General features: G+C 67.4%; 17 protein-coding genes and 3 pseudogenes. 14 read left to right on the forward strand and 6 right to left on the reverse strand.

The window, feature by feature from the left end; genetic code table 11:
- Positions 1-6 precede the first annotated feature (6 nt).
- Positions 7-3,476 (forward strand): annotated as a pseudogene (cydD, locus tag FCN77_RS09085) (thiol reductant ABC exporter subunit CydD); the annotation flags it as partial.
- A gap of 180 nt (positions 3,477-3,656) precedes the next feature.
- Positions 3,657-4,745, forward strand: a complete 1,089-nt coding sequence (locus tag FCN77_RS09090; protein ID WP_137322015.1) for an N-acetyltransferase — start codon at positions 3,657-3,659, stop codon at positions 4,743-4,745.
- Positions 4,746-4,773: 28 nt separating this feature from the next.
- Here FCN77_RS09090 and FCN77_RS09095 read toward each other — a convergent pair whose 3' ends face one another.
- Positions 4,774-5,292, reverse strand: coding sequence for a DinB family protein (locus FCN77_RS09095; protein ID WP_137322016.1), 519 nt, complete (start codon positions 5,290-5,292; stop codon positions 4,774-4,776).
- A gap of 15 nt (positions 5,293-5,307) precedes the next feature.
- Positions 5,308-7,799 (reverse strand): annotated as a pseudogene (locus tag FCN77_RS09100) (DNA topoisomerase (ATP-hydrolyzing) subunit A).
- Positions 7,800-7,853: 54 nt separating this feature from the next.
- Between FCN77_RS09100 and FCN77_RS09105 the strand changes: the two are divergent.
- The 4 genes and pseudogenes from FCN77_RS09105 to FCN77_RS09120 all read left to right on the forward strand — a co-directional run bounded on the left by FCN77_RS09105 (position 7,854) and on the right by FCN77_RS09120 (position 13,373).
- Positions 7,854-10,543: pseudogene (locus FCN77_RS09105) on the forward strand (GNAT family N-acetyltransferase).
- An 89-nt stretch (positions 10,544-10,632) separates the two neighbouring features.
- Entirely contained in the window at positions 10,633-11,373 is a 741-nt protein-coding gene (locus FCN77_RS09110) for a DUF5998 family protein (RefSeq protein WP_254678910.1), read from the forward strand.
- 1 nt (position 11,374) lies between these two features.
- Positions 11,375-12,613, forward strand: a complete 1,239-nt coding sequence (locus FCN77_RS09115; RefSeq protein ID WP_137322017.1) for an alkaline phosphatase family protein — start codon at positions 11,375-11,377, stop codon at positions 12,611-12,613.
- Complete coding sequence (locus FCN77_RS09120; RefSeq protein WP_137322018.1) at positions 12,606-13,373, forward strand: thymidine kinase; 768 nt, start codon at positions 12,606-12,608, stop codon at positions 13,371-13,373. The genes FCN77_RS09115 and FCN77_RS09120 overlap by 8 nt, the downstream gene beginning before the upstream one ends.
- A gap of 19 nt (positions 13,374-13,392) precedes the next feature.
- Here FCN77_RS09120 and sepH read toward each other — a convergent pair whose 3' ends face one another.
- Positions 13,393-14,832 (reverse strand): septation protein SepH, encoded by a 1,440-nt coding sequence (gene sepH / locus FCN77_RS09125; RefSeq protein WP_137322019.1) that lies wholly within the window; start codon positions 14,830-14,832, stop codon positions 13,393-13,395.
- A gap of 345 nt (positions 14,833-15,177) precedes the next feature.
- Between sepH and FCN77_RS09130 the strand changes: the two genes are divergently transcribed.
- Positions 15,178-15,477 carry a DUF4193 domain-containing protein gene (locus FCN77_RS09130; RefSeq protein ID WP_137322020.1) on the forward strand — a complete coding sequence of 100 codons (300 nt, stop codon included), beginning with the start codon at positions 15,178-15,180 and terminating at the stop codon, positions 15,475-15,477.
- Between the two features lie 87 nt (positions 15,478-15,564).
- Here FCN77_RS09130 and FCN77_RS09135 read toward each other — a convergent pair whose 3' ends face one another.
- Positions 15,565-16,053 (reverse strand): DUF3093 domain-containing protein, encoded by a 489-nt coding sequence (locus FCN77_RS09135; RefSeq protein ID WP_137322021.1) that lies wholly within the window; start codon positions 16,051-16,053, stop codon positions 15,565-15,567.
- Between the two features lie 109 nt (positions 16,054-16,162).
- Between FCN77_RS09135 and dut the strand changes: the two genes are divergently transcribed.
- From dut to FCN77_RS09155, 4 genes are all read left to right on the forward strand, one after another.
- Positions 16,163-16,711, forward strand: a complete 549-nt coding sequence (gene dut / locus FCN77_RS09140; RefSeq protein ID WP_137322022.1) for a dUTP diphosphatase — start codon at positions 16,163-16,165, stop codon at positions 16,709-16,711.
- Positions 16,712-16,806: 95 nt separating this feature from the next.
- A complete protein-coding gene (locus tag FCN77_RS09145) occupies positions 16,807-17,514 on the forward strand; it encodes a DUF3710 domain-containing protein (protein ID WP_137322023.1) in 708 nt (235 codons plus the stop codon).
- Complete coding sequence (locus FCN77_RS09150; RefSeq protein WP_137322024.1) at positions 17,507-17,899, forward strand: hypothetical protein; 393 nt, start codon at positions 17,507-17,509, stop codon at positions 17,897-17,899. Before FCN77_RS09145 ends, FCN77_RS09150 begins: the two co-directional genes overlap by 8 nt.
- Positions 17,896-18,657: a DUF3159 domain-containing protein gene (locus FCN77_RS09155; RefSeq protein ID WP_137322025.1), complete on the forward strand. Its 762-nt coding sequence runs from the start codon at positions 17,896-17,898 to the stop codon at positions 18,655-18,657. Before FCN77_RS09150 ends, FCN77_RS09155 begins: the two co-directional genes overlap by 4 nt.
- Here FCN77_RS09155 and FCN77_RS09160 read toward each other — a convergent pair.
- Both FCN77_RS09160 and FCN77_RS09165 read right to left on the reverse strand, forming a co-directional pair.
- Positions 18,654-19,409, reverse strand: a complete 756-nt coding sequence (locus tag FCN77_RS09160) for a TrkA family potassium uptake protein (RefSeq protein WP_137322026.1) — start codon at positions 19,407-19,409, stop codon at positions 18,654-18,656. The genes FCN77_RS09155 and FCN77_RS09160 overlap by 4 nt on opposite strands.
- Positions 19,410-20,081: a TrkA family potassium uptake protein gene (locus tag FCN77_RS09165; protein ID WP_137322027.1), complete on the reverse strand. Its 672-nt coding sequence runs from the start codon at positions 20,079-20,081 to the stop codon at positions 19,410-19,412.
- A 157-nt stretch (positions 20,082-20,238) separates the two neighbouring features.
- Here FCN77_RS09165 and FCN77_RS09170 point away from each other — a divergent pair, with 157 nt between their 5' ends.
- The 3 genes from FCN77_RS09170 to FCN77_RS09180 all read left to right on the forward strand — a co-directional run bounded on the left by FCN77_RS09170 (position 20,239) and on the right by FCN77_RS09180 (position 26,511).
- Complete coding sequence (locus FCN77_RS09170) at positions 20,239-22,215, forward strand: APC family permease (RefSeq protein ID WP_137322028.1); 1,977 nt, start codon at positions 20,239-20,241, stop codon at positions 22,213-22,215.
- Positions 22,212-23,546 (forward strand): class I SAM-dependent RNA methyltransferase, encoded by a 1,335-nt coding sequence (locus FCN77_RS09175; protein WP_137322029.1) that lies wholly within the window; start codon positions 22,212-22,214, stop codon positions 23,544-23,546. Before FCN77_RS09170 ends, FCN77_RS09175 begins: the two co-directional genes overlap by 4 nt.
- A gap of 154 nt (positions 23,547-23,700) precedes the next feature.
- Entirely contained in the window at positions 23,701-26,511 is a 2,811-nt protein-coding gene (locus FCN77_RS09180; protein ID WP_137322030.1) for an aconitate hydratase, read from the forward strand.
- The last annotated feature ends 62 nt before the right edge of the window (positions 26,512-26,573 follow it).

Here is a 26,573-nt window from a genome sequence, read left to right on the forward strand (position 1 = left end):
GACTCCATGAGACCGCAGTTCCCCGCCGGCCCCGCAAACCGCCTGGCTCTCTACGGGCTGGGCGTCCTCGCAGCCCTCAAAGCTCTGTCACTGGTGCTCATGGCGCAGGCGGTTGCCTCCGCCCTGGCCGGACTGATGTCCCACAGTCCCGCATGGGGGGAGCAGCTGGCGTGGGGACTCACCGGTGTGGTCCTGCGCTCCCTCACAGTGTGGGCGCAGGGCGTTGCGTCCCGCCGGGCAGCGCTCGGAGTCAAGGAGGAACTGCGCGCGGGGCTGCTGGCCCGCGCGCTCCGGAACGGCACACGCGCTGCGGGGCCGTCCGACGGCGGCCTGGCGATCCTCGCCACGAGGGGCCTGGACGCCCTGGACAGCTACTACACGCAGTTCCTGCCTGCCCTGGTGAACTGCGCCGCCGTTCCGCTCCTGCTTGGCGCCCGCATCCTGTTCGCCGATTGGGTCAGTGCGCTGGTAATCGTCCTGACGGTGCCCCTGGTGCCGGTTTTCATGGTCCTGATCGGCCGCTACACGGAAGACCGGGTCCGGGCCGCGCAATCGACGCTCGCCAGGCTCTCGGGCCACATGCTGGAACTGGCCAAGGGACTCCCCGTGCTGGTGGGGCTGGGCCGCGCCACCGCCCAGCGCAAGGCGCTCGAGGACATTTCGGAGGAGTACCGGTCCCGGACCATGGTCACCCTCCGCACGGCCTTCCTCTCCGCCCTGGCGCTGGAGCTCATCGCCACGATTTCCGTCGCCGTGGTGGCTGTCTTTATCGGTGTGCGCCTGGTGCACGGGGACATGGCCCTGGAAGCCGGCCTGCTGGCCCTGATCCTGGCGCCGGACTGCTACCTGCCGCTCCGGGAGCTTGGCACCGCCCACCACGCCAGCGATGACGGCCGCGCCGCCCTCGCAGAAGTCACCGCAGTGATGGACGCGCCGGAAGCCCGGCGGCTGCAGCCGCACGACCACCCGCAGGAACAGGCACCCGACGGCGGTGCGGGACCCCGGACGCTGACAGTCCGGGACCTGACGGTGACATACGGCGGACGGCTTGAACCCGCCGTCGGGCCCCTCAGTTTTGATGCGCCGGCCGGAAAGATCACGGCGCTCGACGGGCCCAGCGGTTCGGGCAAGAGCACGGTCCTTGGCGTCCTGGCAGGAACGGTGGGCACCGGCGGTGGCGCCGTCGCGGGCGGCAGGGTTGCGGGGTTCGCTCCCGCGGAGGTGGCCTGGGTGCCGCAGCATCCCGTCATGGTGCAGAAGACCGTCCTGGCCGAGGTGCGGCTGTACCTGGGCGCCGGCGCAGTTGACGCCGGTTACCCCGCTTGCCCCGCTGACTCTGGCGATACAGCGCGGCGCTGCCTCGAGGCGGCCGGGGCCGGGCACCTGGCGGAAAAACATCCGGCCGAGCTCAGCCCGGGGGAACTGCGCAGGGTGGCTTTGGCCCGCGGCCTGGCCCGGATCGAGGCGGGAGCCACCCTGCTCCTGCTGGACGAACCCACCGCACACCTTGACCGCAACTCCGCCAACGTGGTCAACCGGGCCATCCTGGGGCTTCGCGGCCGCGCCACGGTCCTGCTGGTAGCCCATGACCGGCAAACCCGGGAACTCGCGGACCACGTGGTGCCGGTGGCAACGCAAGGCACCACCACACGGCCGGCGGCCCGGTCCGAGCCGCTTCGAACAGGCTCCCCGGCAACCGTCCCGGCAGTCGCCCTGACGGAGGCCGCGGCCCGGCACCCGGCGCACCCGGCGCAAGGAAACGACGGGGCACGCACACCCGTGGAGCCCGCCGGTCTTCTTGCGGGCCCAACCCGGGGCGCCACCCCGGCACGGATTCTCCGGCTCCTGCAGCCGGAATCCGCCAAATTCGGTTGGGCCGGCGTGATGGGTGTCCTGGCCGCGCTGTTCGCCGTGGCGCTCGCAGGCCTCTCCGGGTGGCTGATCATCCGGGCAAGCGAACAGCCGCCCATCCTGTACCTCCTCACGGCGATAGTCGGGGTGCGGTTCTTCGGCATCGGCAGGGCAGTCCTGCGCTACACGGAGCGGCTCCTGCTGCACGACGCGGTCTTCGCCTCGCTGACCCGGCTGCGGGCCGGCTGTGGGATTCGCTGAGTCGTCGGGCGCTGTCCCTGCGCAGGCTCCTGCAGGGCGGCAACGTCCTGGGAACCGTGGTTGACGACGTCGACACGGTCCGGGACCTGCTGCCCCGGGTGGTTCTTCCGCCGATTACCGCAGTGGCAGTGGGCGCGGCAGCTGTGGCTGCCAGCGGCGCGCTGCTGCCGGCCGCGCTTCCCGCAGTCATCGCCGCGGCACTGGTGGCCCTGGTAGCTGCGCCGGCTGCGGCACTGCTGGCGGACAGGATGTCGGCACAGGCCGAACAGCGGCTCCGCTCCGGGGTCCTGCGCGACGCCGCGGCTGCCCTGGATGCGCGGGCTGAACTGCACGCCAACGGTGTTAGTGCGCCGGTGCTGTCCGCCATCAGTGAGGCAGACAAGGCGGCAACGGCGGCCTCGCAGCGTTCCGCGTGGGCGGAGGGCCTGGGCCAGGCACTGACCGTGCTCGCCTGCGGTACCGCCGCCTTTGCCTGCGCCGTCCTTGCCGCACCACAGGTGCTGGCCGGATCCGTGGAAGCGGCGACGGCCGCCGTCGTAGTTCTCCTGCAGTTGGCGCTTGTGGAACCGTATGCTGCCTTGACGACGGCGGTGCGCCAGTACCCGGCGCTCCGCCTGGTCCTGGCGCGGATCAGTGATGCCGGTGTGCTGGAGGCTGCCCGCGCCACCGCCGTCACCGGGGACGGCGCCACCGCCGGAATCGGGGAAGCCGGAACGGGCGGGCTGGAGGCCGTCGCGGAACGCGCCGGCGCCAGGGCGGGCCTCGAGCTGGTTGCGCTGTCCGCCGCCTGGCCGGGCGGACGCGAGGTCTTTGCCGGTGTTTCCGCCACCGCGGAACCGGGGCGCTGGCTCGCAGTGACCGGGGCTTCGGGGTCCGGCAAGTCCACGCTGCTGGCCGTGCTGCTCGGTTTCCTGCCGCCACAGTCCGGGCGGATCGCCCTCAGCGGCCGGGCAGCCTGGTGCCCCCAGGAAGCGCACCTCTTTGATTCAACGATCCGGGGCAACCTCATGCTCGGCCGGCCGGAGGGCGGGGCCGGTGACGCCGCGCAGGAGATGGCGGCAGCTCTGGCCGCCGTGGGGCTCGGCCCCCTGCTGGGCCGGCTGGAGGACGGCCTGGACACACGGATCGGACCCGGCGGCGCGTTCCTGAGCGGCGGGGAGCGCCAGCGGCTGGCGGTTGCCAGGACGCTCATGACCGGGGCGGACGTTATCCTCCTCGACGAGCCCACCGCCCATCTGGACGCCGAAGCAGGCAGGGCCATGCTGGCCGACCTCCGTCAGGGGCTCACGGCGCGGACGGTGGTGCTGGTGACCCACAACCCCGATGACATCGATCAGGCGGACCTTCGCCTGGACCTCGACGCCGAGGCGGCCGGAGCCGGCGTCCCCGCACACCGTTCCGTCGAAGCCTCCGTCGAAGCCTCCGCCGGGGAGTCCGCAGGTGCGTCCGCCGGGGAGTCCGCCGGCGAGCCAGCCAGGGGCGTGGCGGTGACGGCGGCCGGGCCGGTTCTCGCGCGCGAAGGGACCCGCCGCTAACCTGTTGCCATGCGGAACGACGAGGCCCTGACGCCCGGATCCTGGCAGAATGCACTCGAAGGCATGGGGCTTGCCTGGCGTCCGGCGGCGGAACCGGACCTGGAGCCCTGGGCAGCCCTGGTCGCCCGGACCGCTGCGGCGGAAGAACCGGTGTGGTTTGAACGCCGGGCAGACCTCGAACAGATCCTGCAGTCCAGGAAGAACCACCCCGCGGCCAGCACCCTCCTGGTGCTGGACACCCAATCGGTTCCACGGGCCTACGCCCGGATTACCAAGAACCGGGACGGCGACAAAGCCTACGGCTTCGGCTGCGTTGATCCGGGCTGGCAGCGGCGGGGGATCGGCGCGGCCTTGCTGGGGTGGCTCAGCGAGCGGACCATCCGGCGCTTCGCGGAAGACAATACGCCTGACGCTGATCGGCCGGTCGGGGTCGCGCCTGACGGTCAGAGTCCGGGGCCGAGGCTGCGCATCCACATGGAGCAGCAGCACGAGCACCAACAACGGCTGCTGCGCACAAACGGGTTCCGCGTGGTGCGCTACTTCAACGAGATGCACCGGCCGCTGGGAACATCGCTCCCCGAAGTGCGGCTCGCCGACGGGCTGGAACTCGTGACCATGCGCGCCGACCTCAGCGAGGACGTCCGGCTGGCCCACAATGCCGCTTTCCGTGACCACTGGGGCAGCGAGCCCCGGGATGAGGAGTCCTGGGGATTCATAGTCAATGATCCGCAGGCGAGGCCGGACCTGAGCGCCGTGGTCCTGGACCGCAGCTCCGGACTCGTGGCCGGCTACCAGCTGGCCACGCACGATCCGGACAGTGCGGTGTCCCGGGGTTACAGCGAGGGTTACACGGACCTGCTGGGCGTACGCCGTGAGTACCGGGGCCGGGGAGTGGCCCGGGCCTTGCTCGCCGATGCCATGCGGCGGTTCGCCGCCGCCGGCATGGACCGGGCATCACTGGATGTTGATTCGGAGAACCCGACGGGCGCGATGGCGCTCTACGAAAAGATGGGTTACGCCGCCGTCAACAGGAGCCTGGCCTGGGACAAGGAACTGCCGGCGGCTGACCGTGCGGCGGCTGACCGTGCGGCCGGCTGACCGTGCGGCCAGCTGACAGCGGCGCGGCTCAGGCGTCGACGTCGTGCAGGTGGTGGACGACGTCGTGCAGGAAGTACTGCGCGAGAGTCATGACCGTGAACTCCGAGCCGTTGCTGCGGAGGCCTTTCCTGCTCCACTCGTCCTCGTGCACTCCGGCGAACGACCCGGCCACCTGTTCGCCCTCGGCCGTAAGTTCGGCACTGACGACGGCGGGGTCGGCGTTGGCGTAGTCCTGGTCCACGGCCGTCTGGTCCTGGTCCCAGTTCTCAAACCGGGCGTTGTCTTCGCTGAGCATCAGGTTCAGCCGGTGGTCGAAGAGGCTGAAGACGTCCCGGACGTGCGACGCGTACTCCAGCACGGACCACGTGGCGTCGTCCGGGCGTTCGGCCACATCCGGCCGGCGCAGCGCCGCCCGCCAGCGCGGAAGCATATTGGAGACGGTTCCGGGAACCGTGGCAGGAGTGACTGTCGAGGCGTCAAAACCGCATTCGGGGCAGGCCCGGGTCAGCACCCAGGTCCAGTCCTTTTCGTCAGGGATGATAGGCATGGCAGTAGTCTAGGCTCAGGCCATGCTCGGCCCAATCGCATCCACTGCCTGCGACAGCGGGATGCCGGAGCCGTCCCGGCGGCCATGCTCCTGCGGCAGCGACCGGGCCACGCCGGCAAGCGAGGACGCCTTGGCGGGCCCGTGGCCCGCCCAGGCAATGAGGAGGGTGTCTTCGCCCTTGAGGAAGCGGTGCGCGCGCACGCCCGCCGTCGCCCGGCCCTTTGCCGGGTACTCGTCGAACGCGGTCACTTTGGCGGCCCCGGGGGCCGTGCCCGGCAGGGCGCCTTCGGTTCCGGAAACGGTCACGACGACGGCGGCGTCGTCGCCCGGTGCGACGGTTCCGAAGAACATGACCTGATCCTCGGCCCCGAGTTTGATCCCGGCCATGCCGCCGGCGGTACGGCCCTGCGGCCGGACGGTGCCGGCACTGAAGCGCAGCAGCTGCGCCTGCCTGGTGAGGAACACGAGGTCGACGTCGTCGGCTCCCGCAGGTTCAACGCCCACCACGGTGTCCTTGTCCTTGAGGGCGATGACCTCCCAGTCCTCCCGGTTGAGGGGGTAGTCGGGCTGCACGCGTTTGACGATGCCTTGCGCGGTGCCGATGGCCAGGACCGTGTCCAGGGGCGCGAAGGCAACCAGCGTTTCGCCCTTCAGCAGGGTGATGAAGTCCTTGGCGGGCACGCCCCCGGCAAGGTTGGGAAGACCGGACATCGGCGGCAGGACCGGCATGTCCATGATCTGCAGGCGCAGCATCCGGCCCAAGGAAGTGACGGCGGCGATCTCGCCCCGCGCGGAGGTCTTCACCACAGACCGGAAGACGTCGTGCTTGGACCGGGGTCCGGTCTCGGCGAGGGGCTCCTGGTTCGAGGTACGGGCTATCTGCCCGCTCGCCGTGAGGATGGCCCAGCACGGGTCATCCGCGATCTCCAGCGCCAGCGGCGCCGCTTTGCCCTTGCCGCCGGGTGCAGCGGCCAGCGCGGCGACGGTGGGGGAGACTGCCTCGGATTCCAGCAGGACGGTCCGGCGGGGGTGCCGTACTTTTCCGCGATTTCGGCCAGTTCATCGGAGACCAGTTCGCGCAGGCGCTGGTCAGAGCCCAGGATGGCCTCCAGTTCGGCGATTTCACGCTTCAGCTGGTCCTGCTCTTTTTCGAGCTCGATCCGGGAGTACTTGGTCAGCTGCCGCAGCCGGAGTTCCAGGATGTAGTTTGCCTGGATTTCGGTGAGGTCGTAGATGGACATCAGCCGTTCCCGGGCGGCGGCCACCTCGTCCGAGGACCGGATGATCTGGATGACCTCGTCGATGTCCACGATCGCGATCAGGAGGCCCTCCACCAGGTGGAGCCGGTCCTTCTTCTTCTCCAGCCGGAACGCCGTCCGGCGCCGCACCACGTTAATGCGGTGGTCCACATAGACGGAGAGGAGCTGAAGCAGCCCGAGGGTCTGCGGCTGCCCGTCCACGAGCGTCACGTTGTTGATGCCGAAGGAATCTTCCATGGGCGAGTAGCGGTACAGCTGCTGCAGGACGGCGTTCGGGTTGAAGCCGTTCTTCAGCTCGATGACCAGGCGCAGTCCGTGCTTGCGGTCGGTCAGGTCCACAATGTCGCTGATGCCGGTCAGCTTCTTGCTGTTGACGGCGTCCTTGATCTTCTCGATCACCTTCTCCGGGCCCACCATGTACGGCAGCTCGGTGACCACCAGGCCGGTGCGGCGGGCGGACAGCTGTTCCACCTCCACCTTGGCCCGGGTCTTGAAGGAACCTCGGCCGGTGGCGTAAGCGTCCCGGATGCCGTCCAGGCCGACGATCCGGCCGCCCGTGGGCAGGTCCGGGCCGGGGACGAAGCGCATCAGGTCCTCGAGTGTGGCGTCCGGGTTGGCAATCAGGTGCCTGGCAGCGGAGATGACCTCCACCAGGTTGTGCGGGGCCATGTTGGTGGCCATGCCGACGGCGATGCCGGTGGCGCCGTTGACCAGCAGGTTGGGGAACGCGGCGGGGAGCACGTCCGGCTGGGTGAGCTGGTTGTCGTAGTTGGGGACGAAGTCCACAACGTTCTCGTCGAGGTGGTCCGTCAGCGTCAGGGCAGCTGCCGCCAGGCGGGCCTCCGTGTACCGCGGTGCTGCCGGGCCGTCGTCGAGCGAGCCGAAGTTGCCGTGGCCGTCGATCAGCGGCAACCGCAGCGAAAAGCTCTGGGCCATGCGGACCATGGCGTCGTAGATGGCGGTGTCGCCGTGCGGGTGCAGCTTGCCCATGACCTCGCCCACCACGCGGGCGCTCTTGACGTGGCCGCGGTCCGGGCGAAGGCCCATCTCACTCATCATGTAGAGGATGCGCCGCTGGACCGGCTTCAGGCCGTCGCGGGCGTCCGGTAGGGCCCTCGAATAGATGACCGAATATGCGTACTCGAGGAACGAGCCTTCCATTTCGGACGTGACGTCGATATCAACGATGTTCTCGGTGTAGTCCTGGACGGCGTCCCCTGCCGGGGCGGAACTTTGGCGGCGGGCCATGGGGCTGGTGGATCCTTAACGGTTTACTGGCGGAGTTTTAGCTAGGCTAAGCCTATGGTGGATCAGCCCGGGGACGGCGTATATCCGGAATATTGGGAAGCCGATGTTGTTCTGCGGGACGGCGGGACGGCACATTTGCGCCCCATCCACCCCTCGGATGCCGACGCCGTGCAGGCTTTCCACACAGGCCAGTCGCAGAAGTCCATCTACATGCGGTTCTTCGCCTTCAAGGCGCGGCTCTCCAGCAAGGAGCTGAAGCGCTTCACGGAAGTGGACTACAAGGACCGGGTGGCGCTGGTCATCACCATCGGCGGGGAAATCCTGGGCATCGGCCGCTACGACCGGCTGGCCGATCCCGAAGAAGCCGAGGTTGCCTTCAATATAGCCGACGCCCACCAGGGCCGCGGCATCGGGTCGATCCTGCTGGAACACCTGGCCGCCGCTGCCCGCGAACACGGCATCCGGAAATTCAGCGCCGAAGTGCTGCCGGAAAACCGCAAGATGCTGATGGTCTTCTCCGACGCCGGGTACGACGTCAAACGGCACTTCGACGACGGCGTCGTCAGCCTCGAGTTCAACATCGACCCCACGGAAAAATCCCGGGCCGTGATGGAATCCCGCGAGCACCGTGCAGAGGCGCGCAGCATCCAGGAGCTGCTGGCGCCGTCGTCGGTCGCCGTGATCGGCGCCAGCCGCAAATGGGGCACAGTGGGATACCAGCTGCTCGAACACATCATCGAGGGCGGGTTCACCGGACCGGTGTACGCAATCAACCCCGAGGCGCTCGAACTCGCGGGCATGCTGTCCTTCGCCAGGCTCGCCGAAGTGCCCGACGCCGTCCGGCTGGCCATTATCGCTGTTCCCTATGAGGAAGTCCCCAAGGTGGTGGCGGACTGCGCTGCCGCAGGGGTGAAGGGGGTTGTGGTGGCCACGGCGGGATACGCCGACGACGGCGAACGCGGCCTGGCACGGCAGCGCGAGCTGGTCCGCCAGGCCAGGTCCAACGGGATGCGCGTGATCGGCCCGGCGTCCCTCGGCATCGTTAACACCAATCCCGCGGTGTCCCTGAACGCGTCCATGGCGCCGAGCCTGCCCCGCCGGGGCGGCCTTGGCCTGTTCAGCCAGTCCGCGGCCATCGGGGTGTCCCTGTATGCGGCCTCCAGCCGGCGCCGCGTGGGGCTCTCCACGTTCCTCTCGGCCGGCAACCGCGCGGACGTCTCCGGCAACGACATGATGCAGTTCTGGGAAGACGACGCCGACACCGCCGCGGTGGGGCTCTATCTCGAATCCATCGGCAACCCGCGCAAGTTTTCCCGGTTGGCCCGCCGCCTGGCCCGCACCAAACCCGTCATTGTCGCCAAATCCGACGCCATGGGACTTCAGCTGCCGCCAGGCCACGCCGTGCGCACCACGCAGGCCCCGCCCGGCGCCCTGGACGCCATGATGCGCCAATCCGGTGTCATCCGCGTAGAGACAATTGAACAGCTCATGGACGTCGCCCAGATCGTGTCCGGCCATCCCCTCCCCGCCGGGCGGACATAGCGGTGTTCAGTAACTCCCGGGCACTCGGCAAGGTGGTGGCCGACAGCGCGGCAGCTGACGGGCTGGGCGTCGAACGGATTGTCACAGACGTGGACCTTGACGCCGGAATGTCGGTGGCACTGCCGGCCCTCCGGGAGAGCCTGACAGCGACCCTCGCTTCCGGCTCCGTCCATGCTGTGGTGGTCGCCCTTCTCCCGGCACGGGGCCTCACCGTGGAGAGCATCGCAGGGGTCCTGGCGGACTGTTCGGCAGCAGCCGGGAAGCCGGTGGTTGCCGCCTTCACCGGGATCCTCGACCCGTCCATTTACGTCGAGGGCATGGTGGGTGCGGACGCGGCCGCCAGCTCCGTGCCGTGCTATTCCAACCCGGGTGCCGCCGTTGCGGCGCTCGCCGCCGTGGTCAGGTATGCCGAGTGGGTGGACCGGGACAAGGGACTCTTCGTGGAGCCCGACGGCTGCGACCCGGACAGTGTCCGGGCTGAGCTGGAGGAGCTGCTGCACGATGTCCCCGGTGAGCAGCTGTTGCAGCTCGCCCCGGCAACCGCGGCCACGCTGCTGGCGCACTACGGCATCCACGTTGTTCCTTCCGAAGGGTTTGAGTCGCCGGACGAAGCCGTGGCGGCTGCAGAGCGCCTGGGATGGCCGGTGGTGCTCAAAACCATGGATCCCGCGCTGCGCCACAGGCTGGACCTGGGCGGTGTCCGGCTGGACATCCAGGACGCAGATTCGCTCCGTCGCAACATCATCCAGATGCACCGCGCCCTGGCTCCCTACGGGTCGGCCTCCATGGAAGTCCAGACCATGGCTCCGGTGGGGCAGGCCTGCACGTTCCGGGCCATCGAGGATCCGCTACTGGGACCCGTGGTGTCCTTCGGGCTGGCCGGTGACGCCGTGAACCTGCTGGAGGACTGGGCCCACCGGGTTCCCCCGTTGTCCGGCGCCGATGTCCACGATTTCATCCGCGCACCGCGGGCATCGCGGAAACTCTTCGGGTACCAGGGCCTTCCGGCCGTTGACGTGGCGGCACTGGAGGACCTTGCCGCGCGGCTGACCAGGCTGAAGGACAACCACCCCGAAATCGCCCTGGTCGAGTTCAACCCCGTGCTGGCCGGCCCGGGCGGTGCAACGATCCTCGCCGCCGATGTCCGGATTGCCAACGCCGCCCAGCGGACGGACAGCGCCCGCCGCGCGATGCGGAGCTAGCTGCCGGCCGGTGGCTCACGGCTGCCCGCTGGGCCGGGCCGCCGGACACACAGTTAGCAAGTGCCCAGCCGATCTGTGAAAATGGGGTAATGACCCAGCCTCCCACGTCGAAGCCGCAAGCACCCATGTCCGGCCACCAGGCCGCACACAGCCACAGCGCACATGACCACGGTGCCCAGGGGCAGAGCCTCGAAGGGGCGCTCCAGCAGGCGGGCTTCTACCCCCGGCTGGTGGCCGATGTTGTGGAAGACGCCCTGGACGGCCGCGACTGCATGGCGCACCTTGTGCACCTCGAGACGCACTTCGACCGCGCCGAGGTCCGCCGCCATATCACCGTGCTGGTGCTGACGGACGACATGCTGGTCATTGCCCACGTTGACGACCAGCAGCTGGACGAGGCCGGGGAACAGATCGTTGCGCAGATTTCCACGGAGTCGGTGCCCGTGGCGCAAATCCGCTCCGTGGTGCTCAGTTACATGTATGCCCAGCCGCAGAACTACAAACCCTCGGATCCCGTCCGCGAGCTCACCCTTTCCATTGCCTGGTCCGGCGGCCAGCGGCTGGACATGGGCCCGGCCAGCTGCGGCGACCCGCAGTGCGAAGCCGACCACGGCTACAGCGGCACCATCGCGCAGGAAGACATTGTGCTGCGCATCAGCGCCGAAGCGGACGGCCTGCAGGCCGTGCAGGATGCGAAGCTGTTCGCCCGGGCGCTGCGCGCTGTCAACACCGGGTCGGCCGCGCCTGTGCCGCACGCCGGCACCCTGGCTCCGCCGCGTCCCCGTACGGGGGTCTTCGGCAACCGCCTGAGCCGCGGGCACCAGCGCTGAGATGACGCCAGACCACAGACCGGAACCGTCAGCCCTGGCCATTGCCGAAGGCGCCACCGGAGCCTCCCCGCTGCCCCCGGCCCCTGCTTTCGGGCAGCGGTCCATCGCCGAAGTCCTTACCAGCGCCGCTGCCAGTCTGGGGATACCGGGATTTGAGAACCGGCTGAACCTGCCTGACGCCAAGCGCGTGTGCGTGGTTTTGGCGGACGGGCTGGGCCGCAACCTGCTGAAGCAAAAATCGGCCCACACCCCGTACCTCCGCTCCGTGATGCAGCAGGGCCAGGGAGCCGTGCCGGTGGCCCTGGACTCGGCCTTTCCCTCCACCACGGCATCTTCCCTCGCCAGCTTCGGAACGGGGCTTCCTGCCGGTCAGCACGGCATGGTGGGCTACGACGTCCTCGACCCAAGCCAGGACAAAGTGGTCAACATGCTGGGAAACTGGGATGCCGGCGTCGACCCCCGCGCGTGGCAGCCGTTTCCCACCGTGTTTGAACGGGCTGCCGCCCACACGGATGTGACCACCATCAGCCTTCCTCAGTTCGGCTCCTCGCCCATGACGCAGGCCGCGCTGCGCGGGGCCCGGTTCATCGCCGCCGGCACGCCGCATGCCAGGACCGCAGCGGCGGCCGAGGCCATGCTCGGCGCCGACAGCTCCCTCATGTACTTCTACGTCAATGACCTGGACAAGGCCGGGCACCGCTACGGCTGCCAGTCGGCCCAGTGGGAACACCAGCTCGAGGAACTGGACGCCACGGTGCGGCGCCTCAACGCCACCCTCCCGCCGGGCACCACGGTCCTGCTCACGGCTGACCACGGCATGCTCGACGTTCCGGAGTCGCAGCGTCTGGACTACTCCGCGGAGCCGGCGCTGATCGCCGGCGTGCGGCACACGGCGGGGGAGCCCCGCATGGTCCACCTTTACCTGGAGCCCGACGCCGGGGAGCAGCAACGTGCGCTGCTCATCGACGCGTGGCGGGCCCGGTTCGGCGACAGGATCTGGGCGTTTACCAGGGACGAGGCCGTCGCCGCCGGATTGTTCGGCGACGTCCGGCCGGACGTCCGCGGCCGGATCGGGGACGTCATGATCGCCGCACGGGATGCCCTGGCCCTCTACGACACCCGGCGGGTGCGTCCCACCGCCCTGGAAGTCGTGGGTCAGCACGGGTCGCTGACCAAAGCCGAGCGTGAAGTCCCGCTGCTTTGTTTCCAGGCTCAAGGCAGAAAGGGCGCGCGTGGCTGAACTCGTCTTCTTCTCGGGAACCATGGACTGCGGAAAGTCCACGCTCGCCCTGCAGATGGACCACAACCACCGCGCCCGCGGACGCGGTGGGGTCCGGTTCAGCCGCAACGACCGTGCCGGCGGCGCCCGGATTTCCAGCCGCCTCGGGCTGGAAACCGATTGCGTCGAGGTGCTTGATTCCACGGACTTCTGGGACGAAGTGATCCAGCGCCGGACACGCGGCCTCCGGGTGGATTACCTCATCTGCGATGAGGCCCAGTTCTACTCCCCGTCGCAGGTGGAACAGCTGGCCCGCGTGGTGGACGAGATCGACGTCGATGTGTTTGCTTTCGGCATTAGTGCGGATTTCCGCACCCGGCTCTTCCCGGGATCCCAGCGGCTGATCGAACTCGCGGACCGTGTCCAGGTGCTTCAGGTGGAGGCACTTTGCTGGTGCGGGCGCCGGGCCACCCACAATGCACGCACGGTCGACGGCGTGATGGTTACCGAAGGCGCGCAGGTGGTGGTGGGCGACGTCGATATGGCCGGGGACCTGGGCACTGCAAACGAAGCGGACCACACCCCTGTGGTGGGTTACGAGACGCTGTGCCGGCGCCACTTCATGCGGCGGGTCACTGCCCACGGCGCCAACGTCATGGCCCAGCAGGACCAGTTGCTGCCGTTCGAAGTGGATGCCTGCCTGTGGCACGGCTCAAATGGGCACGGCTCAAGCGGGGATAGTTCCGGTGGGCACGGCTCAAGAGAAGCCCGCAGGGGCTGACCTGTCCGGCCTGCCGGGCTTAGTCCCCGCGTGCGCCGAACACTATTTCATCCCAGCTGGGCACGCTGGAGCGTTTCGGCTTTGCGGGTTGCCGCTCCGGCTGCTCGGCATCACGGTCGCTCCTGGTGTCATTCCTAGTACCGGCAAGTACGTCATCCCGGCTGCGGCGCGGGCTCCCGCCGCCCAGCAGCTCATCCAGGCCCACATTGGGACTTGACTCACGGTCCCAGCCGGACTGCCGGCCGGGAGCGGGTTCCCGGACGGGCGTGGATTCAGGGCCGGTGGCTGCTTCGCGGTGCGGGCCGGCATCGGGAACCGCCGGCAAACTCCCGGTACCCGTTCCGGACGCCTCGTCCGGATTCTCAACCGGGCGCAGCGGGGAGGCAACAATCGTGATTTCCCGGGTTTCCGTGCTCACTCCGGCATGGAGGCTAAGCCGGTCGTCTTCCTCCCCGTTCTGCCGCGGAGCCAGGCTCAGGCGCGAGAGCATCGCGGCCCGGCCGTCGCGTTTGCGCGTAAGGGAATCCCCCTTGGCGGCCGGTGCATCGGCCTTTTGTGTCCCGCTCCCGGTTTCTTCGGGTTCGGGTTCCGCCACCACTTCGGAGGGCCTGGGGTGGGCTGCCGGCACTCCGTTGGTCAGCAGCATGGCCAGGGCGTCGTCGCCGTCTTCGTCCACGCCCAGGCGCTGGCCCCGGCGTGACCGCAGCATATCGAGCAGTCCGTCGGAATCCTTGCCGGGCTGGCCCGATGCCGTCCGTGCGGCGGCCGCCTCGGCGTCTGTTTCAAAGTCGAACGGGCGGTCGGAGACAGCGGACAGGCGGCGGGCAGGTACCGGGCCGTCCAGCGGCTCCAGTTCGCTCAGCTGCTGGGCCCAGCGGTTGGCGTTCTGCAAAGATTTCCGGGTGGGAATGAAAGTCCACATGGCGGGCGGTTCTTCACCGATGCTTGCATGTCCGCCCGGTTTGGGTTCGAACCGGGCAACCACGGTCCACGTTCCGTCGGGGCGCCGCCAGGAGTCCCAGTCGACGGTTGAGGAGTCGATGCCGTGGGCCGTGAGCCGGTGGGCGACCATGTCGCCGAGGGTGGCCGGGTTGTCACCGAATGCGGAACGGTAGACATCGTGGCCAGGGGCAGGGGATGCCACTTCGATCTTTCGGGCCTGTTGGGCCACATAGTCGCGTTCCGCGAGCACGGGTCCTTCGTAGCGCTGCACCTTTGCCAGCGGGATACCGGAGAGTTCGGACACTTCTGCAGCCGTTGCCCCGCTGCGGATGCGCGCCTGGATGTCCCTCGGGGACAGGGCGACGGGCGCCACAGGAGCGGCAGCGCGCGCCGGAGAGCGGCTGGCCGCGAGCCGGAGAGCTTCGTCGATCGGCAGCCGGAACATCTCGCCGCCGGTGCCGCTCAACAGGAGATGCCCTCCGTCGTCGTGGACGCCTACAAGCCTTAGATCCTGCATTCAAATCCTCCACCCTGGCATTACTGACATTCGAAACTCTGCCATCCGGCAGCCGTTTTTCCGGGTAGGGGAGAGGGCGCGCCGCGATATTCCGCGACTTTCCGGCTCCCGGCGTGCCTCCGTCCTGCCTCAGGCCTCTTTCTGGCGGGAATCAACGGCAAAAACCCTCGCTTTCGTGCCCGGCTTAGGGAAAAATGGGCGCCTAAGTCGGGCACAAAATAGGGCAATCCAGCGTTTACATCGGTGAACCGGACCAGGTGGTCGGGCAAAAGGGCATTTGCCCGAAGGAACGGCCACCGGGACCCGGCGACCCAACGGAATAAAGCGGAGTGTGAGCAGAGAATAATGGCGACAGATTATGATGCGCCGCGGAAATCAGAAGAGGAACAGAACGAAGATTCCATTGAGGAACTGAAAGCCAGGCGCACTGACAAGCCCACGGCAGTGGTGGATGAGGACGAATCCGACCTCGCCGAAGGCTACGAACTCCCCGGCGCTGATTTGTCTGGTGAGGAACTCCTCGTGCGGGTACTTCCTGCCCAGGCTGATGAATTCACGTGCTCGTCATGCTTCCTCGTCCGGCACCGCTCGCAGATCGCCCGTGAAAAGGACGGGTTGCTCTTCTGCAAGGAATGCGAGGGCTGATACTCCCGCCGGACGGCACTCACGAGGCGGCACTCACGAGGCGGCACTCACGAGGCGGCACTCAGGAGGCGGCGCCCAGGAAGTCGCTCAGGAAGTGGTGAGGGCCGCCAGCAGTTGCTCCGGCCGTCGCGTGGACGTGAGCCAGTAGGGAGTGGGGTCGGACGGATCAGTGATTTCGATCCGAACCACCGGGTCCACCCAGCCGCGGATACACAGATAGGCCAGCCCGTTCAGGCGCGTGCCCCGCTCCGCCGTGGCTTCTTTGCCCCGGAACTGCGACACCGCTCCCACATGGCGGCGCTCGATCGTGGCCCTGCCCACCTGCAAGGTGTCCGGCGTCACCGTGATGGACGGAGTGGACACCACCAGCAGCACCGAGATGATGGCGAACAGCACAAGTGCGGCAGTGATGCCGGCAGCGATGCTGATCGGGGCGAACACCAGGATGCCTGCGGCGGACATGCCCGCGGCCACCAGCCAGATCCAAAGATTGGGGTGCAGCTTCTCGCTGTAAAGCACTGTTGCTCCGCGGGGTGTGCTGTTGGGGGCAGGCGCAGCTGCACTAGATTCCGGCATAGGCCCAGCTTTCCACTTTTCCCCGGGTATTTCACCTTGGGTCCGGCGCCGGCCGGCCCCCCCGGGGCGGCTAGGCCCGGGGACGCCGCTGGCGTTAGAGTGAATGACTGTGACTGAAGAAACTGCAGCCGTGAGTACCTTGCCGCCGAACTCCCTCGAAGGGGGTGCGGGAGCGTACGGATCACCCACCCTGTCCGTGCAGCTGAAAATGCTCGACGACGGGCTCGAAGCCCCGTCCTACGCACATCCCGGGGACGCGGGGGCGGACCTGCGTGCCCGCGAGGACGTGGTCCTTGAACCCGGGGAACGCCGCCTTGTGCCTACCGGAGTCTCCATCGCGCTGCCGAACGGATTCGTTGCCCTGATCCACCCGCGCTCCGGACTTGCCACCAAGCACGGACTGACCGTGGTTAACGCGCCCGGAACGGTCGACGCCGGATACCGCGGCGAAATCGCAGTGACCCTGCTGAACACGGACCGTGACAAGGCCATCGAGCTGCGCCGCGGCGATAGAATTGCACAAATGGTCATTCAACGCGTGGAGTACGCGCAGTTTGTGGCCGTGGCGGAATTGAGCGACTCGGTCCGCGGTGACGGCGGCTTTGGTTCCACCGGTGGTTTTGGTTCAGCCGGCGGGTTGGCCACACCGCGGGCCTGACCCGCAGACGCTGCACGAATATGTCGGTGCCGCATGACTTACCGAGCGGCCCGGACGGCACCGCGGGACTAGATCACAACTAAGGAGACAACCCGATGGTTTTTGGGCGTGGCAAGAAAGCCAAGAAGGACCAGGCGGCAGAGCCCGGGGAATCCCAGGAAACTCCAGTTTCCGGGGCCGGGGAGGGCACCGGCCGGCAAGCCACGGGACCGTTTGACGTCTCGGAGATCGACAGCACCAACGGTTACGTCGACCTCGGCGCGCTGCTGATCGCCCCCCGTGAGGGTCTCCAGCTTCGGCTCGAGGTCGAGGAAGCCACCCAGCGGGTCGTGGCCGTCACCATGGACCTGGACGGTTCCAGCCTGCAGCTCCAGGCCTTCGCCGCCCCGCGCAGCGAAGGACTCTGGGATGAAATCCGTGAGCAGATCGGCGAGTCCGTGGGAAGCCAGGGCGGGCAGGTCGAGGAGGTTCCCGGAGCCTTCGGTCCCGAACTGCTCGCGAAGCTCCCGGCGGCGACCACCGATGGTACCGGCGGCTACCGCGTGGCCCGGTTCATCGGCGTCGACGGCCCCCGCTGGTTCCTCCGCGGCGTGCTGGGCGGCGAGGCCGCAATAGACCGTGACGCCGCGGCGAACCTCGAGTCGCTGTTCCGCCAAATCGTGGTGGTCCGGGGCGAAAGCCCGATGCCGCCGCGGGACCTGCTGCAGCTCCGTCTGCCGAAGGATGCCTCCGGCCCCGCACCACAGGGCGCCCCGGAATTCGAGCGGCCCGAGCGCGGACCGGAGATCACCCAGATTGGCTGATCCGGCCGGCGATTTTCCACAGCCCGAGCTTTCCGTCAGCGGATTGCCGGACCGGGGACGAGTGCTGTGCCGCGGCTACATCGAGTCCGTGACCTACGTTCCGGCCACCCAGGTCGCGTCGTTCACCGCTATCGTGACGGAACATGATCTTCCCCACGGCAAGCGCGCCAGTGCCCCTTCCGCCCCCGCACCTGCGACGGCCCGCAAGCCCGGCGGACCCGGGCGGCGTGACCGGCTCCGCGTGGTGTGGCTAGGCCGGCGGCGTGTTCCCGGCGTTGATCCCGGCTGTGAACTTCGGCTCGAAGGCATGCTGACGGTGCGCGACGGGTTGCCCACCATGTTCAATCCCCGCTACGAAATACTGTCCCGCCAGGAGAACCAATGACGCCGTCCGAGAACCCGGATCCCGCAGCCGGATCCGCCGCGTCCGAACCGGTCAAACCACCGCCCACACCCGAGTCCCCATCGGTGGCAGACCTCGCGGAAGGGTACGCCGTCAAGGCGGGCCTGCACCGGTCCAAGGACGGCAGCATCGACGTGCTCAAGAGTGCCGGCGGCCTGCAGGGCATCGCCGAAAGCATCGTTCCCGGGCTCGTGTTCCTGGTGGCCTTCACCATCACACGCGAACTGACACTCTCCCTCGCGTCCGCCCTGGCGGGGGCCGCGGCCTTCACGGTGGCCCGGCTGGTCCAACGGCGTCCGTTGACGCAGGCGCTGGCCGGGATCGCCGGCGTCGGCGTTTCCGCGTGGCTGGCCAACACCACCGGGAAAGCGGAAGACTTCTACGTCCCGGGCTTCTTCACCAACGCCGCCTACATTGCGGGGATGGTGATCTCCATTGCGCTCCGGTGGCCCATCGCCGGGCTGCTCTTCGGGTTCATCCGTAACGAAGGCCTGGACTGGCGCAAGGATCCCGCACGCGTCAGGGCATACCGGCTGGGCACCTGGGTGATTGTGGCCGTGCTGGCTCTGCGGCTGCTGGTGCAGGTTCCCCTGTACCTCCTCGGCGAGCAGGGCCTGCCGGGCCTCGCCACAACACGGCTCATCATGGGCGCGCCGCTGTACATCCTCGGCATCTGGGTTGCCTGGCTTGTTACCAAGCCCGCTGCCCGGACGCAGCCGGCGGCCCCGACGCAGGCCTAGCCCTCGAAGCCGTCGTCCTCCGGGGCCTGCTGCTCCGGCTGCGGGACAGCGTCGGAAAGCGTGCCGTCGGATGCAGGCTGGTGGTCCTGCTGCTGTTCGGGCGAAAGCAGCGCCCGCAGGTCGTCCTCGGCCGCAATCGTGGTGACGAAGAAGAGCTCGTCGCCGCCGTCGATCACGTCGTCCCGGCTTGGCGTGATGGGAGCCTGGTCCCGCAGGATCGCCACGAGGGTTGAGTCTTCCGGCCAGTCAATGTCACCCACGGTGAGCCCGATGACGTACGAGTCGTGCGGGACGGTGAACTCCACCAGTGACGAGACCCCGGTCTGCAGGGTCAGCAGCCGGACGAGGTCGCCGATTTCCACAGCTTCTTCCACGAGGGCGGTCATGAGCTGCGGGGTGTTGACGGCGACGTCGACCCCCCAGGAATCGTTGAACATCCAGTCGTTCTTGGGGTTGTTAACCCGGCCGACCGTACGGCCGACGCCGAACTCGGTCTTCGCCAGGAGCGAGACCACCAGGTTGACCTTGTCGTCTCCCGTAGCCGAGACCACCACTTCGGCGTCTTCGAGCTTGGCATCCTGAAGCGTGCTCAGCTCGCAGGCATCGCCGACCAGCCAATGCGCGCCGCGGAGCCCGCTGCGGCCGATCACCTCCGGTTTCAGGTCGATAAGCAGAATCTCGTGTTTGTGGGCGAGAAGCTCGCGGGCGATCGAGGAACCGACGCTGCCCGCCCCGACGATGACGACTTTCACTTACTGCTCCTTGGGTGGTTCTTTGGCAAGAATGTGGCCGACTTCGGCGCTCCGGTCCACGCGCACCATGGCATGGACGGTGTCGCCCTCCTGGTAGGACGTTCCGGATCCGGGCAGCATCCCTTCGCCGAACCTGGTCAGGTAGGCAACCCGGATACCGGCCACCTTCTCGATTTCGGACACGGCATGCCCGATCCACGACGGGTCGAGATCGATTTCGGCGAGCACCAGCCTGCCGGACGGCTCACGGAAGTCGCCGGCAAGGTGCTGTTCGGGCAGGATCCGCCGCAGGACCTGGTCCGCGCTCCACCGCACCGCCGCGACCGTGGGGATGCCCAGGCGCTGGTAGATCTCGGCACGGCCGGGGTCGTAGATCCTGGCCACGACGTGGGGGACGTGGAAGGTCTCGCGGGCAACCCGGGTGGCCAGGATATTGGAGTTGTCACCGCTGGATACGGCGGCGAAGGCATAGGCCTCGGACACGCCTGCCTGCTTGAGGGTCTCCCGGTCGAACCCGACTCCCGTGACCTTGCGGCCGGAGAACCCGGTGCGGAGCCGGCGGAACGCGCGGTCGTCCTGGTCGATGATGGCCACCGAGTGGCCCGCATCCTCGAGGGTGTGCGCCAGTGTTGCTCCCACGCGCCCACAACCCATGATCACGAAGTGCGCCACCCGTGCCTCCTCAAGTCCCTTGTTGCTGTTGCTGCGTAAGACTCTACCGGCCTCCCGGGCCGCCGGGCCCGCATCCGGCTGATCCCTGCCGCCGCGGGCGCGGGCACGGTGGACTTGCCGTCATGACATCGCGTCCGAATCAGACTAGCTTTGTGGAGTGCTGACAATATTGAATGCCGTGAAACGGGTACTGGTGGGGAGACCCTTTCGGAACGATCGGCTGGCCCACACGCTGTTGCCCAAGCGGATTGCGCTTCCCGTTTTCGCCTCCGACGCCCTGTCCTCGGTGGCCTACGCGCCGGACGAAATCCTCCTGACCCTGGCACTGGCGGGAGTCAGTGCGGTGGCGCTGGCGCCGTGGGTGGGCCTGGCCGTCATGGTGGTTCTGCTCACGGTGGTGGCATCGTATCGGCAGAACGTTCACGCCTACCCGTCCGGCGGCGGCGATTACGAAATAGCCAACGTCAACCTCGGCAAATACGCCGGACTGACAGTGGCGTCAGCGCTCCTGGTGGACTACGTGCTCACGGTCGCCGTCTCCATGTCCTCAGCGGCGACCTACCTCACCACCGCGGTGCCGGCACTTCACGGCCAGCAGGCGATGATTGCCACCGTGGGCGTGGTCATCCTCGCGCTGGTGAATCTTCGCGGGATCAAAGAGGCCGGAAGCGTCTTCGCGGTTCCCACGTACATCTTCATGGCGTCAATACTCGGAATGACCGCCGTCGGGGTCTTCCAGGCAGTGACCGGCCAACTGGGCGAGGCAGCCTCTGCCAACTTCACGATTGTGCCCCAGCCCGGATTCGACGAGGGACTGGTGGGACTGGCCGGCGCCTTCCTGCTGCTGCGGGCATTCTCCTCCGGGGCCGCGGCCCTGACCGGTGTGGAAGCCATCAGCAACGGCGTCCCCAACTTCCGGAAACCCAAGAGCAAGAACGCGGCAACCACCCTCCTCCTGCTGGGCCTCATCGCCTCCGCCATGCTCGCGGGCATCATCTACCTGGCCAATGCCACCAGGGTGCACATCGTCCTGGATCCCGCCACGGAGTTCCTGCTCAACGGGCAGCCCCTTCCCGAGAACTACATCCAGAGCCCGGCCATCAGCCAGATCGCCCAGACCATTTTCGGCCCCGGTTCGGTGCTGTTCTACATAGTGGTCGCCGCAACAGGGGTCATCCTCGTGTTTGCCTCAAACACCGCCTTCAACGGATTCCCCGTTCTGGGGTCCATCCTGGCGCAGGACGGCTACCTCCCGCGGCAGCTGCGGACCCGCGGTGACCGCCTCGCCTTCAGCAACGGCGTGCTGGCCCTCGCCGCCGGCGCGCTGGTGCTCATCCTCGCGTTCAACGCCGACGTCACCAAGCTCATCCAGCTGTACATCGTGGGGGTCTTCATTTCGTTCACTGCCAGCCAGATCGGCATGGTCCGGCACTGGGGGCGCGAACTGAAGCTGGCACGGGACAAAGCAGTCCGCCTCCGGATAATGAAGTCGCGGACCATCAACATGATCGGTTTCGGCATGACCGCCCTGGTCCTGACCATCGTGCTGATCACCAAATTCGAGCAGGGGGCCTGGATTGCCCTGCTGGCCATGTTCGTGCTCTTCCTCGTCATGTGGAGCATCCGGGCACACTACGACAACGTTGCCAAGGAACTTGCCGTGGACCAGGACTCCTCGCCGCGCGCCCTGCCGTCCCGGGTCCATGCAGTGCTCCTGGTGTCGCACGTCCGCAAGCCGGTGCTGAGGGCCCTCGCCTATGCGCGGGCGTCGCGGCCGTCCCGGCTGGACGCCATCACGGTGGACATCAACTCGGAAGAAACCGCCCACACCTTGGCCGATTGGGAAAAACTGGAAATTCCGGTGCCCCTGACCATCCTGGCCAGCCCTTACCGTGAAACCGTGACGCCCATCATGGAATATGTGAAGAACATGCGGCGGGACTCGCCCCGGGACCTGATCGTTGTCTACATTCCTGAATATGTGGTGGGCAAATGGTGGGAACAGCTGGTCCACAACCAGACCGCACTGCGCATTAAGACCCGGCTCCACTTCGAGCCGGGAGTCATGGTGGCCAGTGTTCCCTGGCAGCTCAAATCGTCCGAAGAAGCCAAGAAACTGCAGGATATTCAATGAACCCCGACACCCAGGCCCGCACGGATACCGACCTCGTGATGGACATCGGGCCCATCGCCCACGGCGGGCACTGCGTTGCCCGCCATGAGGGACGCGTCGTGTTTGTCCGGCACGCCATTCCCGGCGAAAAAGTCCGGGTCCGCCTGACCGACTCGGGCGAGGAATCCAAGTTCTGGCGCGCCGACGTCGTGGAAGTGCTTGAGGCATCCCCTGACCGGATGGCCCATTTCTGGCACCTGGCCGATTCCCTCCGGGCGTGGTCCCACGGCCACCCGCCGGTGGGCGGCGCGGAGCTGGGCCACGTATCCCTCAGCCGCCAGCGCAGCCTCAAGGGCCAAGTCCTGGCGGAGCAGTTGAAGCGGCTCGCCGGCGTCGAACGCGTTACGGAAGTGGAAGCTGTCGGGGGAGGCGACGACGGCCTTGGCTGGCGCACGCGGGCCAGCTTTGCCGTGACCGCGGGAGGGAAGCTGGGCATGCATGCCCACCGGTCCGAGCACGTCATTCCCGTCCGCGAGATGCCGCTGGCCAATGCGGGCATCAACGGCCTCCGGCTGTGGGACGTTGACCTGCAGGGAATTGAACGTGTGGAGGTGGCGGCCCCTGCCAACGGGTCGCGGCCGCTCGTGCTGCTGGCCCCGGCAGCGGGCACCCGTGCCAAGCGCCTCAACGCGATCCTGGCGCAGCTGCCGGCCGACGTCTCCGTGGCAAGTTTTGATCCGGCCAAGGGGGAGGCGCTGCAGCTGCGCGGCAGGACGTGGGTGCAGGAATCTGCAGCAGGGCACGAGTACCGGGTTACCGGGGAAGGCTTCTGGCAGATCCACCGGGACGCTCCGGACACGCTGGTGGGGGCGGTCAGGGAGTTCCTGCACGACGGCGGTTACCTCGAACCGGGCGCTGTGGTGGCGGACCTGTATGCCGGGGCGGGTCTGTTCACTGCCGCACTGGCGGATGCCGTGGGGGTCACCGGTTCCGTCCTGTCCGTTGAAGGTTCGCCCGGCACCAGCAGGGACGCGCGAAAGAACCTGCACGGGTCACCCCAGGTGGAGGTTGTGCAGGGGCGCGTGGAACGGGTGCTGCGGCAGAAGCCCCGAAACTTCGATGCGCTGGTCCTGGACCCGCCGCGAGCCGGGGCCGGCAAGGCAGTGGTCAGCCAGCTGATCGCTGCAGGCCCCCGCGCCATCGCCTATGTGTCCTGCGATCCGGCGTCCTTCGCCCGTGACGTGGGGTACTTCCAGCAGGGCGGGTGGAAGCTCGCCGGGCTCCGTGCGTTCGACCTGTATCCGCACACGCACCACATGGAGACGGTGGCGTTGCTGACGCCCCGCGGCTGATGTGACTAGGATGGGCGTAGTAGTCCCACGTCGCGCGCCGTATTCTCGGCTGACCCCATGCTCTTTTGTATGACCTTGCACTAATTAGGATGACCTAACTAGCAAGCGGTCTACCGCGCGACAAAGATGAAACTGTTGCGAGAGGAGTCCTGCGATGAGCATTGTGGACAGCTTCGGTTCAAAAGGCAAACTTAATGTAGCCGGTACCGAATACGAAATTTTCCGGTTGAACTCCGTTGAAGGTGCAGAAAACCTTCCGTTCAGCCTCAAGGTATTGCTTGAAAACCTGTTGAGGACCGAGGACGGCGCGAACATCACGGCCGATCACGTCCGATCACTGGCCGGCTGGGATCCCAGCGCGGAGCCCGACACTGAAATCCAGTTCACGCCGGCGCGCGTGATCATGCAGGACTTCACTGGCGTGCCCTGTGTTGTGGACCTCGCCACCATGCGTGAGGCCGTCAAGGAGTTCGGCGGTGACCCCAAGCGGGTGAACCCCCTGGCGCCCGCCGAGATGGTGATTGACCACTCGGTGCAGATCGACGTATTCGGTAACTCCGGCGCACTGGAGCGCAACATGGAGATCGAATACCAGCGCAATGGTGAGCGCTACCAGTTCCTGCGTTGGGGCCAGACCGCGTTTGACGACTTCAAGGTCGTCCCGCCGGGAACCGGCATCGTGCACCAGGTCAACATCGAATACCTGGCCCGCACCGTGATGACCCGCGAAATTGATGGCGTCCTGCGTGCCTACCCGGACACCTGCGTCGGCACCGACTCGCACACCACCATGGTCAACGGCCTGGGCGTGCTGGGCTGGGGCGTCGGCGGCATTGAAGCCGAGGCCGCCATGCTTGGCCAGCCGGTTTCCATGCTGATCCCGCGCGTTGTCGGTTTCAAGCTGACCGGCTCTATTCCGGCCGGCGCTACCGCCACCGACGTGGTCCTGACCATCACCGAGCAGCTGCGCAAGCACGGAGTTGTGGGCAAGTTCGTGGAGTTCTACGGCGAGGGTGTGGCGGCAGTGCCGCTGGCCAACCGCGCCACCATCGGCAACATGAGCCCGGAGTTCGGCTCCACGGCCGCCATGTTCCCGATCGACGACGTCACCATCGAGTACCTGCGCCTCACCGGCCGCTCCGAGCAGAACGTCGCACTCGTGGAGGCCTACGCGAAGGAACAGGGCCTCTGGCACGATCCGTCGCACGAGATCAAGTTCTCCGAGTACCTCGAGTTGGACCTGTCCACGGTTGTTCCCTCCATCTCCGGCCCGAAGCGTCCCCAGGACCGCATTGAGCTCACGGATGCCAAGGAGCAGTTCCGCAAGGACATCCACAACTACGTGAGCATCGAAGACGGCAGCGTGGACGAGTCCCTGGAAGAGTCCTTCCCGGCCTCCGATCCGCCTTCCTTCACCCACGCTGATTCCCACACCACGGAAACAGCACGCGTTGAATCCGCAGCCAACGGCGCACACGGGCGTCCGTCCACCCCGGTGCACGTTGTCACCGAAGACGGCCGCGAGTTCGAACTGGACCACGGAGCGGTGTCCATCGCCTCGATCACGTCCTGCACCAACACGTCCAACCCGTCCGTGATGCTCGCCGCAGCCCTGCTGGCGCGCAACGCCGTGGACAAGGGCCTGACCTCCAAGCCGTGGGTCAAGACCTCCGTGGCTCCCGGTTCCAAGGTAGTCACCGACTACTACGAAAAGTCCGGCCTCACCCCCTACCTGGAGAAGCTCGGCTTCTACATTGTGGGCTACGGCTGCGCCACCTGCATCGGCAACTCCGGCCCGCTCGACGCCGAAATCTCCGAGGCCATCCAGGCCAACGACCTTTCCGTCACCGCCGTGCTGTCCGGTAACCGCAACTTCGAAGGCCGGATCAACCCGGACGTGAAGATGAACTACCTGGCCTCCCCGCCGCTGGTCATCGCCTACGCCCTGGCCGGTACCATGGACTTCGACTTCGACACCGACTCGCTCGGCAAGGACGAAGCAGGCAACGAGGTATTCCTGAAGGACATCTGGCCGAACCCGGTCGAGGTCCAGCAGGTCATCGATTCCTCGATCGACAAGGAAATGTTCGCCCGCGGCTACGAGGGCGTCTTCGACGGCGACGACCGCTGGAAGGCCCTCGACACCCCGGCCGGCGACACCTTCGCCTGGGACGAGAAGTCCACGTACGTCCGGAAGCCCCCGTATTTCGAGGGCATGAAGGCCAAGCCGGAGCCCGTCACGGACATCTCCGGTGCCCGCGTGCTGCTCAAGCTCGGCGATTCCGTCACCACGGACCACATCTCCCCGGCGGGTTCCTTCAAGTCGGACACCCCGGCCGGCCAGTACCTCCTGGCCAACGGCGTGGAGCGCAAGGACTTCAACTCCTACGGCTCACGCCGTGGCAACCACGAGGTCATGATCCGCGGCACCTTCGCGAACATCCGCATCAAGAACCAGCTGCTCGACGGCGTCGAGGGCGGCTTCACCCGCGACTTCACACAGGCTGACGGCCCACAGGCCTACGTCTACGACGCCGCGCAGAACTACCAGGCAGCCGGCACCCCGCTGGTGGTCCTGGCAGGCAAGGAGTACGGCTCCGGTTCGTCCCGTGACTGGGCCGCCAAGGGCACGGCGCTCCTGGGCGTCAAGGCCGTTGTGGCCGAAAGCTACGAGCGCATCCACCGCTCCAACCTGATCGGCATGGGCGTCCTGCCGCTGCAGTTCCCGGCCGGCGAATCAGCCGCCACCCTGGGCCTGACCGGTACGGAAACCTTCGCAGTCGAGGGCGTCACAGCCCTGAACGAAGGCACCACGCCGAAGACGCTCAAGGTTACGGCCACGGCCGAAGACGGCTCCGCCAAGTCCTTCGATGCGGTTCTCCGCATCGATACCCCGGGCGAGGCTGACTACTACCGCAACGGCGGCATCCTGCAGTACGTGCTGCGCCAGATCTCCGCCAACTAGCGGAGACCGCAGCACCTGAGCAACGCAAAAGCTCCGGCCCGTCACTGACAGGCCGGAGCTTT

The organism is Arthrobacter sp. 24S4-2 (genome assembly GCF_005280255.1).
Taxonomy (GTDB): Bacteria; Actinomycetota; Actinomycetes; order Actinomycetales; family Micrococcaceae; genus Arthrobacter.